Source organism: Acidovorax sp., from assembly GCF_046339755.1.
Taxonomy (GTDB): domain Bacteria; phylum Pseudomonadota; class Gammaproteobacteria; order Burkholderiales; family Burkholderiaceae_C; genus Acidovorax.
The window spans coordinates 1-15352 of the sequence record NZ_JBKDTZ010000078.1 but is presented as its reverse complement, the minus strand read 5'-3'; the positions used below and the strand labels follow the sequence as shown (position 1 = coordinate 15352).

Annotated in this window: 14 protein-coding genes; 10 read left to right on the top strand and 4 right to left on the bottom strand. The window is 60.7% G+C overall.

The features are described from left to right. The 7 genes from ACK59X_RS06265 to ACK59X_RS06235 all read left to right on the top strand — a co-directional run. Window positions 1–372 (top strand): hypothetical protein (locus tag ACK59X_RS06265; RefSeq protein WP_409956040.1); only part of this gene is annotated, 372 nt, incomplete at its 5' end. Between the two features lie 1080 nt (window positions 373–1452). Further along, the gene (locus ACK59X_RS06260) at window positions 1453–1776 is read left to right on the top strand and encodes a DUF4031 domain-containing protein (protein ID WP_409956039.1); all 324 of its coding nucleotides are present in this window, start codon (window positions 1453–1455) and stop codon (window positions 1774–1776) included. A gap of 10 nt (window positions 1777–1786) precedes the next feature. Continuing rightward, window positions 1787–2695: a hypothetical protein gene (locus ACK59X_RS06255; RefSeq protein WP_409956038.1), complete on the top strand. Its 909-nt coding sequence runs from the start codon at window positions 1787–1789 to the stop codon at window positions 2693–2695. A 53-nt stretch (window positions 2696–2748) separates the two neighbouring features. Beyond that, window positions 2749–3204, top strand: coding sequence for a hypothetical protein (locus ACK59X_RS06250; protein WP_409956037.1), 456 nt, complete (start codon window positions 2749–2751; stop codon window positions 3202–3204). Then, window positions 3201–3965: a hypothetical protein gene (locus ACK59X_RS06245; protein WP_409956036.1), complete on the top strand. Its 765-nt coding sequence runs from the start codon at window positions 3201–3203 to the stop codon at window positions 3963–3965. Before ACK59X_RS06250 ends, ACK59X_RS06245 begins: the two co-directional genes overlap by 4 nt. A 49-nt stretch (window positions 3966–4014) precedes the next feature. Beyond that, entirely contained in the window at window positions 4015–6039 is a 2025-nt protein-coding gene (locus ACK59X_RS06240; RefSeq protein WP_409956035.1) for an RNB domain-containing ribonuclease, read from the top strand. A gap of 3 nt (window positions 6040–6042) precedes the next feature. Next, window positions 6043–6825, top strand: coding sequence for a hypothetical protein (locus ACK59X_RS06235; protein WP_409956034.1), 783 nt, complete (start codon window positions 6043–6045; stop codon window positions 6823–6825). Between the two features lie 1855 nt (window positions 6826–8680). Here the strand turns inward: ACK59X_RS06235 and csf3 are convergent. The 4 genes from csf3 to ACK59X_RS06215 form a co-directional block, all read right to left on the bottom strand. Further along, the gene (gene csf3, locus ACK59X_RS06230) at window positions 8681–9355 is read right to left on the bottom strand and encodes a type IV CRISPR-associated protein Csf3 (RefSeq protein ID WP_409956033.1); all 675 of its coding nucleotides are present in this window, start codon (window positions 9353–9355) and stop codon (window positions 8681–8683) included. After that, complete coding sequence (csf2, locus tag ACK59X_RS06225; RefSeq protein ID WP_409956032.1) at window positions 9355–10476, bottom strand: type IV CRISPR-associated protein Csf2; 1122 nt, start codon at window positions 10474–10476, stop codon at window positions 9355–9357. The genes csf3 and csf2 overlap by 1 nt, the downstream gene beginning before the upstream one ends. Before the next feature lie 68 nt (window positions 10477–10544). After that, window positions 10545–11306, bottom strand: a complete 762-nt coding sequence (gene csf1 / locus ACK59X_RS06220) for a type IV CRISPR-associated protein Csf1 (protein ID WP_409956031.1) — start codon at window positions 11304–11306, stop codon at window positions 10545–10547. 4 nt (window positions 11307–11310) lie between these two features. Beyond that, window positions 11311–12096, bottom strand: coding sequence for a hypothetical protein (locus ACK59X_RS06215; RefSeq protein WP_409956030.1), 786 nt, complete (start codon window positions 12094–12096; stop codon window positions 11311–11313). Window positions 12097–12192: 96 nt separating this feature from the next. Here ACK59X_RS06215 and ACK59X_RS06210 point away from each other — a divergent pair, with 96 nt between their 5' ends. The 3 genes from ACK59X_RS06210 (at window position 12193) to ACK59X_RS06200 (ending at window position 15047) form a co-directional block, all read left to right on the top strand. Beyond that, on the top strand, window positions 12193–14457 hold the full coding sequence (locus tag ACK59X_RS06210) for a helicase C-terminal domain-containing protein (RefSeq protein WP_409956029.1): 2265 nt from the start codon (window positions 12193–12195) through the stop codon (window positions 14455–14457). Window positions 14458–14562: 105 nt separating this feature from the next. Further along, window positions 14563–14817, top strand: a complete 255-nt coding sequence (locus ACK59X_RS06205) for a hypothetical protein (RefSeq protein ID WP_409956028.1) — start codon at window positions 14563–14565, stop codon at window positions 14815–14817. Further along, complete coding sequence (locus ACK59X_RS06200; RefSeq protein ID WP_409956027.1) at window positions 14814–15047, top strand: hypothetical protein; 234 nt, start codon at window positions 14814–14816, stop codon at window positions 15045–15047. Before ACK59X_RS06205 ends, ACK59X_RS06200 begins: the two co-directional genes overlap by 4 nt. Window positions 15048–15352 lie beyond the last annotated feature (305 nt).

Sequence of the window (15352 nt, the reverse complement as noted above, 5' to 3'; positions counted from 1 at the left end):
GAGCGAGAACCCCGCTACCTCGCGCTCGCCTGCTCGGCAGTTTCGGGGTTCACGCGTAGCCAGGAGCTCGCCAGAGCAATGGCATCCCCAAGCCACCACATTGGGTCCCCAGGCGAGAAACTTGAGCTGGAACTGGCTGTGTCTCGTGTGGTCGAGTTGAACACCGAGTTTGGTATCTCCCACCTGGTGCTTCTCAACGACAGCGCAGGCAACCTGCTGGCGTGGAAGACGAGTGCATGCCCTCGCGACATCGTCGATGGTGGTGTGGGCCGGAGGATCAAGGCGCGTTGCAAGGTCAAGGCCCACGGTGACTACAAAGGCCGCGCCCAAACCACCGTAACCCACCTGAAAGTCGCGCAATGGCTGGCATGAACGAAGTTATGGAAGGGGCTACACCCGATGCCGGCGGACGTCTACTTGGCGCTGGGACGCTGGGCGAACAGCCGGTGAAGGACGGGCAGTGGTGCTGGGTGCGGGTACTGGACGGCGAGGACACGATAGTCGCCCCCGCCCGCTACATGGCCAGCGTTGATTGCTGGTACAGCTCCCAGTTCAGTGGCGTTCCTACCCGACATCTCACGGTGCTTACTGCGATCCAAGCCCCAGGCGCTGCCCCCCAGCGAGATGCCCAGTCGGCTCTGCCCCTCGATCCCAATCGCATGGATGTGGTGGCGGATGTTGGTCCGATGCCTACACGAACCATACCCCTAGCCAACGATGGTCGCGGTGATGTTCCCGACGGGGTTTGGGAGGCGCTGCAGCGGATGATCGAGGATGGCCTACAGCGTGGACCCGGTGGCCGGGATGACGCTCTCGCTGTTGCGCGGCACCGCTATGTGCTGATGCACGCGGGTGCCCGATCTGGAACGCTCGCGGAGCGCAAGCAATGGGCAAAGTTGGCAGGGGTTCCGTCTTGCGATGCCTGCGGGTATGCACTGGGACATTGCCCATGCGCGGTCCGAGACGTGACGCCACAGCAAGGGTGTGTGCCGCTATCGGCAACTTGTCCGCCAGGGTGGGTGCCCATGCCGGAAGTTGCAACCGAAGTCATGATCCAAGCGGGCATCCAGGCCGCGGCTATCGAGCAGGAAAACAGCGCCTATCGCACGGGCGCACCGCAATGCTACGCCGCTATGGTCGCTGCCCGCCCATCCATGCCTACATGCTCCTCACTCCCTCAGGTGACTTCTTACGCGGTGCCGGCACCTGGGCAGGAAGACGGTGAGGTGGTCAACATTGAGATGGCCAGGCAGAAGTCGGGGCCTGCACTCTGGGCCGTTCGAAGGAACGGCGAATGCATGACCAAGCAGGGTGACTGGGTGATCGAGCCATCTCCCAGTTACAGAGACGCCGAGTTCCTGGCCAGCTGTAGGTTTGGTTCCGCAGGGGAAGCGCTATCGCGCCTACGCAAGGTGCTGGACATCGCATGCAACTGCAGCACTGGAGACGCGAATGCCGGTGTACGTTGACAACATGCGTGCACGGGTGGGCCGCATGGTCATGTGCCACATGGTCGCGGACACAGAGCACGAGCTGCATGAAATGGCAGACCGCATTGGGGTGGATCGCCGCTGGTACCAGTACCCCTTGAAGTCAAGGCACCCTCACTATGACATCGGGCTGGGTATGCGCGCGCTCGCAGTCGCTGCCGGCGCTATCGAGATCAGCCAGCGCGAGGCCCCGGCAATCACGCGGCGCTGCTTGGCCGCTGCAGGACGACAGCCGTTGCCGCGAGTTGCTGGAGCAGCGCATGAGCAGGACGCCAGCGTTAAATGAAAGACCCGATATGAATCGACCTGACACTCCGTACCTTGCCGAGCGGCTGCGCGACTTCACCTGTTCGCGCGAGGATACTGCCGGCGCTACGCCTGGCGTTGCCCTCTACAAGACCAGGCTTGGGGCCCACCCCGAACACCAGCTATTCCTGGATGAAGTTCTGGCGCTGTGGATCAACATCGGGCGCGCCCTGCCCGATACAGTCAAGGGCGCTGCGCATGACGCGCTGCAGGGGGTGCCTGGTGAACCACCTCGCCTTTACGATGCGCTGCACGAGGCGGTGGCTGCAATTTACTTTGATGACAGCAGCAAGTTCCGCTCTGCACTGGGATGCGTTGTGCGATATTTGGACCCGGGCCTAGCCAGTGAGTTGATGTTCCATCCGAAGGCTGCTTTCGATCATTCCCTCTTGCTTCGCGACGCGCGCGCAGTAGCGACGTGCGATTGCGCTGGTGAGACCGGGGAGCCCACCCTGGCTCAGGTCCTGGACTTCGCTCTTGATGGCTACAGGTCGATGGAGGCGACAGGCATTGCAGTATTGCCCGAGTACCGCGCCAAGGCCATACGCATGCTCCAAGGTGCTCTTGGCGCTAGTTCGGTGCCGTGCGGTACGGAGGGCGATTGGCTCAAGCTGGACGCTGGGAGCCCCCCTGACGACGGGGTGTACTGGGCACGTGTGTGCTACCCAGAATACGACCTCGATGCAGGCGACGATGGCAGAACGGTTGGACGGGCGACGGGCGACGTGCTTGAACACGTGGCCCTGGTCCGTGCCGACTTCTCTTCAGAAGATGGTCCCCATTTTGAGCCGATCGACAAATGGACCCTCGGTGATGTACCAGACGAGGCATGGGTGACCCACCTCATGCAGGTGAATACTCCCGCACTCCCTGCGAGCACACTGGGGAGCCCCGCATGAGGCACGTTCCAGTGGATGGCTGGGTGGCTTGCCCCATCTGCGGAGAAGACGGCATGCGCCAGACAGTGGTCGACGGCTCCAAGTTGATCCATTGTGTGAACCACGCATGCGCGTCGAACGGCGGAACCAACGCGAGCGCGTTGGCTGAAGGTGCAGCAAGCAGCTCTGCGCGCAGTCTTGGTCTCCGGATGTCGGCTGATATGACGGCAACCCCTACCATTGAGTGGCCGAAGGCGCGTGACGTTGGCCGTTTCGGAGATATGAGTCCGACAGGCCACATCCGCGTGGGCCTCGATAGCGACAACGACGCCTACGTCAGCATCTGGGACGAAGAGGGGGGCGGCAGCATTGAGTTTTGCTGCCCCGGCGCCGGCGGCGGGAAGTCGTCGCGCACCAGATTGGCATTGATTGCGCTGATGGTCGCGATGGAGGCCGACAACGCTGAGACCCCGAACTTAGATTGGTGGAAGCGCGGTATGCCGGGCACCAGGCTTGGAGATTTCGTATGAGCGACCGCGCGAGCAAAATGCCATGGCGATGCTTCCATTGCGATGAGGTCTTTCGCGATCGCAATGCCGCTGCCGAGCACTTCGGCACATCCCTAGCGCAGAGGCCTGCTTGCCTCATTGATATAGCGGAATACCGGCGAATGGAAGAAGTCAACCGCCTTCACTGCGAGGAAGACACCCAGTTGCACCGCAAGATTTACGCTGCGCAGCGCGCAGGGGAAGCCTTGGCAGCGAACGCTGAAGAGGTCGGATATGCACGTGGGCTAGCGGATGCAAAGCGTCACCCCGCTGAACTCGGCCTCGTTCCGGTGGAACTGGCGCCGCAGACGATGCCGGCCGAGGAGTGCATCACTCTGCAGGAGGCCTGGGAAGCTGCTGGGGGCCACCCAGGTATCAAGGCAACCCGCGAAGGGCTCCTGGAGGCCCTCCGGAGCCCTGGTGAGGCAAAATTTGGCGTGGCAAAGGCAAGGGTAGTGCCTCCGACAGGAGCGCTGCCCGCGGCGGACCAGTTCATCCACGTGGATCCCGAAGGTGCCGTGGCGCCCGTGGTCGCGGCCCAGGAACTTTTGCCCCTTGGTGACTTTGACCCCGAGGCATCGGGATGCGTCAGGTGGCGCGAGGGGGTCACCAGGGCGACGCTCAGTGGCGAGACGTTCCATACCGGGACGCAACTGCGCCAGGTAGTCATGCGAGCATTCGCCCTTCGCCACGAGCTTCTGCAGTGCTTCGGGGCTGAACACAGCCAAGTAGGACCTCTATGACGCGCTGTGACTGAGCTTGTATCCACCACCACTGACTTTCTTGCTTCCCATGAACGACAAGGCCCAATTTCCTCTGGTCACTATCGACTCAGCATCGACCCGCGACATTGATGATGCATTCAGCCTCCAACCCCTCACAGGTGGTGGGATTGAGTTGGTGGTGGCCATCGCGGATGCTTCGGCCGCTGTGCCAGTGGGTGGTCCCGATGATCTGGCGGCGCAGGCCCTGGCCGCGACCGTGTATGTGCGTGACAGCCCAGCGCGTCGCATGCTGCCTCCTGCGATCGCGGAGGATCGTGCGAGCCTGGTACAAGGGCGCATCCGAGACGCGATGCTTCTACGCCTGCATCTGGACCCGTCCTGGGCGGTATCGAGTTTCGCAGTCGAGTTCTCGAAAGTCACCGTGACGCATCGGCTCTCCTACGAGGAGATTCCGGCTCTGATCCGGGACAAGAACAGCCCGGTTTCCGAGATGTTGGGACTGGCGTCAGCGGTTGCCACGGAATTGATCGCAAAGCGCCAGCGCGCGGGAGCTCTTGCGTTGTTCGATGCCGCCCGCCGAGTCATGACAGATGAAGAGGGAAGGCTCCTCCAGGTTCCGTCCTCGGGCGCCATGGTCGGGCACCTCATCATCCAAGAGTTCATGATCGCTGCGAATGCCTCGATGGCGCAGTACATGGTGAACCAAAACATCCCAGGGCTCTACCGAAATCACGTTCCCCAACTCGCCGCCCCTCTTGCAGCCGACCTGGCTCGATCGCTGCAGGCCTGGCTCGCCTCGGGCGCCGCTGACACTTCGGCTATCACCTCTCAGCTCGCAGCAGCCGTCGGGCGGGCCCTCTATGAGCCCACCCTTGGCGGCCACTATGGGCTGGCGCTGGCTTGCTACACGCACGGGACTTCGCCGCTTCGGCGATATGCCGACCTGGTGAACCAGCGCCAGCTCAAAGCCCATGTAGTAGGGCACGCCTTCCCGTACACCCAAGAACGACTGCACCAGGTGGCGAGGAGCATTAACCAGACCTTGGCGGATCGTAGGGAAGATGTGGCCGAGGGCTACAAACAGGCCCTCCGTAAGAAGACCGAAGCGGCATTGAGCCAGGACCGTCTGTCTGGTGCGCAAGACCACGTTCTGGTCGAGGCGATCGGGTTGATGGCGGTCGCGGGAACTGTGGATGCCGCGCTGGCGGATGAACTGCAGCGGCGTATGGAGCTCAACACGCTTGCCGACAAAGTTGCGGATGCCCTGATCGCGGAGTGGCCCCTGGCGATGTGGCCGCAATCGCTGGCCAATCGGTTTGTCAATTGGGTGGCCGCAAGTGCGCCGCGGGGGATGCATCTGATCCTGCACGGTAGGCAGGTTGGGGCTCTCGGCACTGTGGACGTGCAGACCAAAGGCGGAGGGACCGACTTCGAAAGCGTTTGCATGATCTCCAAGGACAAGCAGCCATTCACTGGGCGTGCGACGGGAACTCGCAAGAAGGAGGCTGAGCAGCAAGCGGTGATCGCTGCTATCGCGGCAATGCTCGGTTGCCGGGCCCCAGAGCCATCCGTCGCTCCAACTGATGGGGTTGCAACCAGCAGGGCGCCAAACCCTAAGGGAGCCTTGTTGGAGTTCCTCCAAGCAAGGTCCTGGCCGTTTCCTGATTTTGAGCATACCGTCAAGGGCCCTCCCCACGCGCCGCAGTTTATCGTCCGGGTAAGCGTTGAAACATCGGCCGGCGGATTCGCAGCGGAGGGGGCCGGTACCTCCAAAAAGCATGCGGAAGCCGAAGCCTGCTCCAAGCTCTTGGGGGAGGTATCTCGGGCTTCTCCAGCTACTGCTGTTGGCACAGCTACCGTGCCCTCCGACAACCCCGTGGGCGCTCTGCAGGAGCGGGCCCAGCAGCGCAAGGTGCGAATGCCCGAGTACGCAATTCGCACCAAGCAAATCAACCCGCCAATCTTCGAGGCACTGGTGACGTTGTTCGAGGGCTCTGCTGCGAAGACCTATTCCGGCTTTGCATCGTCCAAGTCAGATGCCAAGCGCCTGGCGGCAGCAAAGGCTCTGCAGGACATTCTGATCGCGGGTTGAGTGATGCTGGACCAGCAGATCACTGCGGACAAGTCATCGGCAGGCGCAGCCTCCGATACCAACACCGTTGATCGCGCGCTGAAGCCCGCGCATCTCAAGCGACTGCGGTTCATTTTCTCGAAGGGGAGGCCGGTGCATGTCGGTACTCTGGGGCCGATGGACCTGGACCTGTTGGCAGCGGGAATGCTCAAGTGCCCGACTGTTGACGACGTGCTTGGCCGAAGTGCAAGCGCGGTACTGGCGATCACCGAGTTGGGCGTCCGGACTCTTAAGGTGGATCTCGATGCGCGCAGGGCGGTTTGCGACGTGCATCACACCTTGGGCGGGCGTTTGGCGCATTGGCTCCGAGAGACGAAGGGCCGCATGACGTGGGAGAACGTCACTTTCGATCGAGACTATTCAACCAGGCTCGCGCTGGACGAACTTGACGGGTGGTATCAAGCGCGCCTTGATGTGGTGGCATGCGCGGTCACACCCACCGCGCGGCTTGCAGATATTGCTGCCTACGAGGTCAAGGTTTCTGTGGCCGACTTTCGGGCCGACTTGGCCAACCCTAAGAAGTTGGCAGCTTCGCGCGATATCGCCCAAGCGGCTTGGTATTGCACGCCGATGGGGCTACTGCAGCCGAGCCAATTGCCAGAAGGGTTTGGACTGATCTGCGAGGGCAAGACCGGTGATTTCACGGTGCTGAAGAGGGCCAAGCGAAAGAAGGACTTTGAGCCCCATCGGGACACACTCATGACCTTGGTGAGGCGGCGGGCAACGGTACCTGAATCCGCTGAGTAGGCCGCGGCCGAGATCCAGGAACCCGCAGCGGAACGAACCACTGGGATCAGGCCGCCGTGGGCATGATCTGGCTCCGGTAATGCAACCGCACGCCTTCGCGACGGGCTCCGATTCTCGGCATTTGATCGGCTGCAGGGCCGAGCTTGAGGGCCGCGATTCAGTCAGCGGTTTGCGCGGCGAATTTCAAGTCACCCCTCGCCCAGGGCGGCAGGAATGATCTCGCATCGAACCTACGAAGCGAGGGTGCTTCGACCCCTGCGCGAGCGCAGGGCGAGTGAATAGGCCAGGCTGAGCACCTCCACATTCGCGACTTTCTACCCCTGCGCAAGCACAGGGCAACTTGATCGCGGGCCAAGGTCGCGATGCCGTGGCTGGTGTTCAAACCCCTGTGCAAGCACACAGGGCGACTTCATGATGATGTTCATCAACGCCAGCGAAACCTACGTTCAAACCCCTGCGTAAGCACAGGGCGACTTGATCCTCGACCTGAGCGCGGATCCGCTCTTCAAATTCAAACCCCTGTGCACACACAGGGAGACTTATTCACGTTGCCTTGGCAGGTATCCGTGGCTTTGGTCCCAACCCCTGCGCAAGCGCAGGGATACTTGATCCTCGGCGTCGCAGGTGACCTCGCCGTCGAAGTTCAAACCTATGTGCAAGCACAGGGCGACATGATTGCCACTGTTCGCCTTGAGCGTAGAGGAGTAGTCCAAACCCCTGTGGAATCACAGGGCCACTTGATCCTTCTGCACGTCGCTGACAGACAGCACGGTTTTCTAACCCCTGCGCAAACACAGGGCTACCTGATCGTTGCTCCCGCCTTCGATGTGAGTCACCTTGTTCTAACCCCTGCGAGAGCACAGGGCCACTTGATCCCAGGTCACCGAACATGATCGCGTTGTGCAGCTCTAACCCCTGCTCGAACACAGGGCCACTTGATCGGATGATCATGGGTTTTCAAACATCCATCAGTTCTAACCCCTGCGCAAAGGCAGGGCCACTTGATCCACATCCAGTTGCTGCCCACCTGAGGTCAAGTTCTAACCCCTGCGCAAAGGCAGGGCCACTTGATCTTGGCGCTTCTTCGCGGGTTGCCCAGATCGGTTATAGCCCCTGCGCAAACGTAGGGCTGCTTGATCTCATCCAAATGTCTGGGACGTACATGAACAGTTCTAACCCCTGCGCGAACACAGGGTCACTTGATCACAACTCACCAGGAGTGATTGCATGAGCTAGTTCCAACCCCTGCGCAAACGCAGGGCCACTTGATCCGGTGAATTCAGCGCGTGATCCTTCACATTGTTCAAACCCCTGCGCCAGCGCAGGGCGACTTGATCAGCCTCGCGCGAACGGGCTGCTATTGGATTGGTCTAACCCCTGTGCAAATACAGGGCCATTCGCTCAGACATCTGGATCGCACGGCTTCAAAACTAGTTCAAACCCCTGCGCGAACGCAGGGCCACTTGATCCGTCTACAGACGCCTGCGTCAGGATCACACGTTCCAACCCCTGCGCAAACACAGGGTCACTTGATCCGTGATGGCGGCGCACAGCGTGGTGCACCCGTTCTAACCCCTGCGCAAAGGCAGGGCCACTTGATCTGGCTTTCTCATGGGAACGATGGTAGCGAGGTTCTAACCCCTGCCCAAACGCAGGGCCACTTGATCTCGGCTTTTATGTCGGCTTTTGCTTTGGTGGTCCTAACCCCTGCGCAAACGCAGGGCCACATGATCTAGATGGGCGCAAAAGACGACGCCGGTACTGTTCTAACCCCGCGCAAACGCAGGGCCACATGATCCCAATTCCTACAACTCCCTGATTCCAAAGGCGCTTTAAGTCAGCAGTTCCGCGAAATTTAAATGAATACTGGTGCCTTCACCTGGGCAAGACCGGTCTTTTTCCAGTAGGGCGCATGCAATCTCCGAGTGGCTGGCTCGTACTGTGTGTCTCCTTCCCCCTCTAAGCCCACGGGCAAGAAGCGGCGTCTCCACGCTTCAGTATTCGAGCCCGGGGCAACAGAGAATGACTCAACCATCCCGAACCCATTGCGCCCCATTTTCCCGAGGTACCGGATGCGCTGCAATGCTGCCTGAATCTCATTGGCATCGCCAATGCACCACGCCGTTGCGCTTTCCATCCACTGGTAAGAGTGGAGCAGAAAGTAGCCGCGATCCTGCCCGCCAGATCCGCTGAGGTAGTTGCGAGGCCGGCGCATATTCATGACGCCCGAGTCCATCGCGTGCATGAAAGCCTCGGGTTCGCACCTGCGCACGATGGAAGTGAAAAACCGCTCCGTTGCCGGCGTGAAGCGCAACGCAGAGGCTTTCCATACCCAGGCGCCGGTGCTGTCGGCATCGGTACGCTCAAGCAGGTGGGACAGATCGTCCGCATCCTGCCAGGGCGTGTCCGAGCCAAATTCTTGTGCCTCCTCGGCAACGCTCGCTGCGAGGAGACCGTCCAAGTGCGTGGGGTAGTCGCTTTCCAGTACCACCGGACTGCACAGTTTGAAAGTGACCTCCAGTGCTTGCATTACACGGCCTCGGCTGCTTTTGCCTTAGCGGACTTCTTGCCCTTAGCTTCGTCCACAGGAGGAGCGAACAGACGGTCCAGGTCCGCCCCGGAGATCGCACTGGCCTCACGGGCCCAGGCCTGCAGCAGAGGCTGCACGAAGGCTTCGGCTTGGTCCAGCCGCGAGTCAGAGAAGACCTTCCCGGCAAGCACAGTGCCCTTGTCATCGGTGATGAGCACATCCGATAGAGAGAACAACCCAAGACCGTTGCGCGCGTGGCCACCCAGCCGCTCAGTTGCGGCAAAGGAATCAAGCGCCAGCAGGAAGAGCCCCATCTGCGCCTCGGTCACGTCCAGTTCGAAGCACAACGGAAAGTACACGCCTGGTACGACGAACTCCAGACTGCTGAAAGAACGCGTTGAGTGACGCGAGGTGGAATCCGCACCTTCGGAGTTTGCCTTGCTGTCTGCCAGGATGGCCTGCTGACGCTCGTTGATTTCCTTCTCGAAGTCTTTAATGGTGTCCTGTGCCTGGCCAATGTTCACCAACTCTCGCAGATCATCGTTGCGGTTCTGAATCCAATACTGGGTGAGACGGCGGCTGTCCGAGGGGGCCTTGTGCACGGCCTCATCCAGATAGGGGTGCTTGGTGCGTCCGGCCATGAAGGCGGTGCAGTCCATGTAGGGCACCGCGTTAAAGCAGCGAACATAGCGACGCATCATGCGCGGGCCACCGCCGAAAAGGCCGATGTAGGGATGCTGGCGGGCTTCCCGGTACTCGGTGAATTGCACGTCCCGGCCGTCCGGCTTCCCGGTGGCCGCGCCGCACTGAAGAGCGGAGTAGGTTGTGACTGCGACCTTCTCGCCCTTGGCACGCAAAGCGTCGAGAATCTTCGTCGCCCCATGCCGACGAAGTCGACCCATGATGTTGTTTGCGGCGATGACCGGGACGGACCGCGAGGATCCACCGATTTCCGCCACGTTAAGTTTCTGGACCTGGTTCAGGGGGATGCCCATGCTGTCGCCATACACGACCTTCATGGCCGCCACGTCAAGGCGCGCCGATTCGGGCGAGGTGATGTGCATGGGGCTCAGCGTGCGGAGGAATGCGTGGATGCGGTATTTGGAGGTAGTTGCAGTCATAGTGTGATCTCCTCGTAGTGATTCGGTCTAGGCGGTGATAGGGAGTAGCTGGAGTCAGGGCGGCTGGATCAATTCGCGCCGGCGCCTGGTGTGAGAACAAATCGGAGTGCCCAGGACTCGCCAAGGCTCAGCCTGCGAAGCAGGGCTAGCGCCCCTTCGTGGGTATCGGTCCACTCATTGCGCGCCTCATCGGAGAAGAGCCCTGGGTGCAACCGTCCGTGACTTGGCTCCTTCAGATCCGACGACATGGAAACGAAAGGGTTGGGCAGCGTGCGGCGTGCGGGGTTGACAGCCTTGGGCCTGACCCCGGGCAGATTGCCCAGCAATTCACAGGCATCCACCGCGCGTTCCAGCATCTCTCGGCGCACGAGTAGATCCCGCAGGCCCACGCGCACCATAAAGCTGTTGCGGGATTCACTGACCGGGGCTCGCCAGCCCATGTGTTGACTGTTCGCAGTGGCGTAGGTCATCACAAAGGGGGGCTCCGGCGGGTTCAATAGTGCGTTAGCAATGTCTTGCCATTTCCGGAACGGGAGTACTCCGCTCTTGCTGAAAACGCCGAACCCGCTCGCGCGCAGGCCATCAACGGTGGACAGGGTCGCGCAGTAGCCGCAGACGCACGGACTACCGCGGGCGGCCAGGCTCAGATCGTCGGTGAAGTTCTGTCCGAATGGTGTGGGAGCCTGGAGATCGCCCACTCCGATGTGGAGCGCACACATGGCGCAGATGCCCTCGCTGGTCGCCGCTGCGCCTTCAGGCTTCATGCCCAGAGCGTTCACGACGACGACCGACGAGGTGAGAGACAAGCCCTTGGTCTGGGTTTGCGTCATGGACCTATCTCCGAAAGATTTGCCCGGTGCCGCGCGATCGCAGGCCGCCGAAGTACCAGGGACCGCCCAGATCCACTGACATCGTGATCACCACTTCATTGGCGAAGAGTGCTTGAGCCTTTTCGCCAGGTTTGATGCTCTGGAAGTTGGGGCCTGCCTCGTGCACCTCGATGTTGAGCATCTCATCGGTTCCAAGACTGCCTTCCATGGTGGCCATTCCAGGTTGGCCAATGGACCGATAGCTCTCATCCATGAAACGTGACTGCGCAACCAGCCCGTTCTTGATCTGTTCGACGATCAGAGGCCTCACATGTTCGAGCGTCAGTCGCTCGCCATGCTGTTGAATGCCCGCTTGCTGCAAGAGGCGCCTGGGCTTCTTGGAAATGCACATCTTGGGCAGGAAGTAGGAGTGCACGTGGCCATGGAGCTGGGCCAGGGTGCAATGCCCTTCATTGAAACGGAAGCGGTATCCGCCTTCGTAGTGGGCTCCCAGTGCCGCACAGATCATCTGCATGTTGTCGCGCAACACCTGTACTCCTTCGGCACCCAGTCCGGTCAGGCGAATGAAGCCTTTGCCCCCGCCGAATGCGATGAGAGGAGGCTGTGCGATCGCCGTGCCGTCGCCGGTTGGATAGACCGCATTCAGGGAGTTGCCTTCGGGCCCTCGGGCGAAGATCCGAGGGTCGACCGCAAAACTCTCGCAAGCCTTGGCCACGATGCTGCGAGCGGTCTCGTTGTAGACCCGCTGCCCGTTCAATGCAGTGGGAAAGATCAAAAGTTCAAGGTACATGTCGCTCCCATCATGAATCCGTTGTATCCGTTTCGCTTGGTTACACTGTATCATAGTGGTTGAAAATCGCTAAGAGTTACGTAACAAAGAAGTGCCATGGTTCAACCTATCCGCTTGCCGCTGATCGACGTCCAAGAGCGAGGTGCAGCCGAGACGCTAAGCGAGCATTACAGGCACCTTGCGTTTCTCGCGCTTGAAGCGCAGATCTCGCCCAAGCCGGTCGAGATTGCGGGGCTCAGAACCGCTCCAATGCGTCTGAGCGTTGGCATGCTTGCCAGGTTGCAGGAGAGCGCCAGCAAGGCCGGCGTTGATCTGAAGGTTGCCTTCGCTTCACTTTGCCTCGAAGGGCAGCTCATCCAGAAGCGCCAGCGAACGGAAGCTGCTGGGCTTGTTGTGCAGGCACAGCCGTTGGACATGTCACTCTTCCGATCAGCTCAGCAGGGAGCCTTTTACCGGGGCATGGCCCAGGGCCTCAACGAAAACAAGATCGTTTTGTGTGAAGGCAGCACTGGACTAGGAAAAGGCCGTGTGATTGCCATGGCTGCGATTGAGCAAGTGCGAGCTGGCAAGACTCCGGTTGTGATCGCAGCTCCATCGCTGGCGCTGGTTGGCCAACTGCATGCGGAGGTAATGGCCCTCGCGGATGAGAGCGTGCCGGTAGCTGTGGTGGTGGGGGCAAACGAGTTCGTGGACGATGAGGCCTTGCTGCTCTATCTCGCCCGTGCGCATGAGGACCCTGAGTTGCCAGTTGATGAAGCGGTAAAACTATGGGCTCTAGGCGGAGGCAAGCCGCTCAAACCCGACTCGATCGCTGCGCTCGCCGGAGGAGTTTCTGCTGCCTGGCTGATGGACGATCTGCGAGCCCTTTGCGACCTGATGCCCGCGGCAGACTTCTCCCTCTCCGAGGATGCTGCAAACGGCGAGCGGAGCGAGGCCCGAGCCGTCGTCCAGGCCATGCGTGCCAAGGCGCGCAATGTGGAAGGGATCGTGCTCTGCAGCCACATGATGCTGGCCGCTGCGCAGAGGACAAGATGGAAAGGTACTCTTCCCGCACCGCGTTGCCTGCTGGTCGATGAGGCGCACCTGTTTGAGTCAGCGGTGGCCAGAGTGAACTCTGTCCAACTCAGCCTGTTCTCGATGCGGGTTTCGCTGAAGCGTTTCATCGCCACGAACTCGACGGGCCCCCAGTCAACCGCCGCTAATGCGCTGCGCGATCTGACGAAACTCGGAGACGTGCTGCAGCCGTTCGGGGACATGGCAAAAGGAGGGTCAGTGGTGCTGAACGACCCTGACGCGCTATCGCCCGATGCCCTCACAGGGGTGGTCGCTGCAGTCGGGGCATTGAAAGACAGGATCTCATCCAAGACCATGCGAGGTGTGCAGCACATCGAGCTGTACCAGCAGGCACTTGATGGATTGCTGCGCGGGCTTAGCAGCGGGGCTCTTGACAATGTCCAGCTCCACCTCTCGGCGGTACGGGGCTACCCTACGATGGATAGCGGGCCGGCATCAGTGGCCATCCAGTTGGCGGACATCTGGAAGACCGCCGAAGGGGGTGTTGCCCTTGTCTCGGCGACCATGTTCAGCATGGGCGAAGACGGCGAGTATCACTGCGACTTCATGCGCAATGTCCTTAGCATCCCGCTGTCACGCATCGCCACGCCTGCGCCAGTGAGGGAGCCCCACATCACAGCCATTCCCACGGTGTATACGGTGGGCGAGGCCGCGTTCGCGGACTTCGTGCCGCCCTCGGACCGTGGCGCCGAGGGATCGGCACAGTGGATGGAGCGCGTCGCAGGTGCAGTGCGCGAGATCTCATTCGGGGCACGTGGTGGGACACTGGTTCTCTGCACGGCGTATGAGGACGTGCGCGGCCTGGCAGAGCGCTTGGCTCACATCCTTGGGGAGCGGATGGTGATCCAAACTCCGGCCCATCGATTTGGAACGTACGTCGCGGAGTTCAAAGCCAAGCACGCAGCGGGCTTGCGTCCCATCCTTGTGGGGGTGGGGGTCGCTTGGACAGGGGTGGACCTGGTGGACACGGCGGTTCCAGCGCATGAGGACTGGATGCTGACTGACCTGGTAGTGGTTCGATTGCCCATTAACCTCAACCAGTCGACAACTTCGCGCCGTAGAGCTGCAACCATGGGGCTCTACCCGTTGGTCAACGAATGCCTCCTTTCCCTCAAGCAGGGCCTGGGCCGCCTCATTCGCCGCGCCGGCGTCACCGAGCGAAATATTTGGGTGCTCGACGGACGAATTCACCCCAGCCACACCTGGCAAGGAATGGTGCGATTGACTGCTGGCGCACGCCGCCTTCTTCGGGACTACCCAAAACGCAGGGAGGTGGATTTCCGTTGAAACCCACTGCGGGATGCTGGTGCCAAATTCCGATTTCAATTAAATTGTGCTTCAATTGCATTCGCGGCGAATTACGCGATTGGCTTAGCATTCAGGAAGCACCACATGGAGATCGATTTGTTTTTGAGCGAGGGGCCAGGATTGATCCCAGTTGAATTTGGAGACTGGATGGCTGCGCAGGTCAGGCAAAGTGAAATTAATTCTCGTCTGCGCACGACCTCCCTGTCGCCTGAGAGCTCCGCTTTTATGGATTTAGCCCGAGCTGGAACAGAGGCGAAGCGTGAGGCGGTGCGTCTCGAAGCGATTGCTCGCGAGGCATTCTCGCGAAAGTTGGCGGAGCAGGGAGCAGAGAAGCGATGAGCATGACTATCTCGAATGGCCGGGAGCCGTTCTACGTCTGGACGGTCTTCGAAAATCCGCAGGACTATCTCGGGCTCTTTGTGGCCCGTCGCTTTAACTTCGACCAGCCGACAGGGGATGTTCGGCTGGCAACGACTCTGGACGCCATCCGTGCAGCCATTCCGCAAGGCCTCTACCGACTGGAGCGCAACCCATTGGACGATCGTTGCGTAGTGGAGAGCTGGGTCTAGGCCTGGCGACCCGAGGCCCAAGGGCGCGGGCTTACCGGCGCCTCCTTTCGAGCCCCCTTGGCCGTGTTCGGATGGGCTCGCTGGCCAGTCCCGATACCCCGATTTTTGAGTTGGACCTGCTCGCCAGCGTCCGTTCTCAACGCCGATTGGGTCTCGTTTTCGCCTGGTGTTCGACAATTAAGTTGTACTCTTCGACAATGAGTTGTGCTCTGGCCGTTTTTCGACAATAAGTTGTACCCTGGAAGGCCGACTTCAGGGTCAATTCGTTAACAAAGAGTTCTACCCTAGAGTGAAAAAGCGGCAAC